Below are 239 nucleotides of genomic sequence, written 5' to 3'. Positions count from 1 at the left end.
CGCCCTGCGATGGGACGGCGTACGTGTTCAGCAACCGGCGCCGCACGCGCATCAAGGTGGTGGGCTGGGATGGCACTGGCGTGTGGATGTGCCTGCGCCGTCTGCATCGGGGCCAGTTCGTCTGGCCGCAGCCGGGCGAGAGTTGCTGGCAGCTTAGTGCCGAGCAGTGGCAGTGGCTGGTGATGGGCGTGGACTGGCAGCGCCTGTCGGTCCAGGCGCCGGCACAGTGGCGGCTATAG

Annotated in this window: 1 protein-coding gene; it reads left to right on the top strand. The window is 69.0% G+C overall.

All coding sequences use genetic code 11. The features are described 5' to 3' along the window. On the top strand, window positions 1–239 hold a 239-nt coding region (tnpB, locus tag BST14_RS28945; RefSeq protein WP_142279739.1), incomplete at its 5' end, for an IS66 family insertion sequence element accessory protein TnpB.

Origin of the sequence: Mycobacterium arosiense ATCC BAA-1401 = DSM 45069, assembly GCF_002086125.1 — a bacterium.
Classification (GTDB): domain Bacteria; phylum Actinomycetota; class Actinomycetes; order Mycobacteriales; family Mycobacteriaceae; genus Mycobacterium; species Mycobacterium arosiense.
Note: the sequence above shows the minus strand (reverse complement) of the source record. Positions and strands in the feature narration are given on the sequence as shown.